1 protein-coding gene is annotated in these 1,050 nt (G+C 60.1%); it reads right to left on the reverse strand.

Going from position 1 to position 1,050, the window contains the following annotated elements; genetic code table 11:
- Positions 1-73: 73 nt before the first annotated feature.
- Positions 74-1,050: RecQ family ATP-dependent DNA helicase (locus EGI20_RS18755; RefSeq protein WP_498633208.1), on the reverse strand; the 977-nt coding region annotated here is incomplete at its 5' end.

A 1,050-nucleotide genomic window follows, 5' to 3' on the forward strand; every position in this document is an offset into this window, starting at 1 on the left:
TCCGCGCCTCCACACCAAAATGTTATTGGCATTGATTGTAACGGATTTGTTTATATCTGCGCGACAGCCCACCTCAGTTGGCTAGCGCCTCTTCCAGGCACGACAACAACGCCGCCCCGTAGCGGGCTAGCTTAAGCTCTCCCAAACCATAGATACGTCGCAACTCGGCCAGAGACGACGGCCGCTTCTCGACCAGTTCGCGCAAGGTCTTGTCGGAGAAAACGGCATAAGCCGGCACATTGTGCTCATCGGCCATGCCTTTACGCCAACGCCTGAGCGCCTGCCAGACCCGCTCCTCGCGCTCGGTGCGCAGCCAGTGCTCGGCGCTACCGGCTTTGGCCCGGCTGTCGTCGGCCAGCGGCCGCAGGAAGATTTTTTCCTGCCCTTTAAGAATGCTGCGGCTGGATTCGGTCAACACCAGCGACTGGCCGCGCACGACATCAACCTCGATGATTTTTCTTGCCACCAGCTGGCGCACCAGCGAACGCCATGCCCGCTGCGAATACTCCTTGCCTATGCCGAAGGTAGAGAGCTGGTCATGGCCTGCTTGCTGCACGTGAGTATTGCTGCGCCCCAGCAGCACATCGATGACTTGGCTGGCCGGATAGCGCTGCCCGACCCGCCAGATACACGACAATAGTTTTTGCACGGCCAGCGTCGCATCAAACGTGACCGGCGGGTGCAGGCAATTGTCGCAATGCCCGCACGGCTGCCCCGCCTCACCGAAATGCGCCAGGATAAGCTGGCGACGGCAGGCGGCGGTTTCGCAAAAAGCGACCATTGCATCCAGCTTGGACAGCTCGACCTGCTTTTGCAGCTGAGCCATCTCCGAGTTCAGGATCATCTGCGTCAGCTGCACCATATCGTTCAGCCCATAACACAACCAGCTGGACGCAGGCAGCCCGTCACGCCCGGCGCGCCCCGACTCCTGGTAAAAATTTTCCGGGCTTTTAGGCAGGTCGACATGAGCGACAAAGCGTACGTCCGGCTTGTCTATGCCCATGCCGAAGGCGACGGTCGCCACCATCACCACCCCGTCCTCACGCAAAA

It is taken from the genome of Aquitalea sp. S1-19 (genome assembly GCF_024343515.1).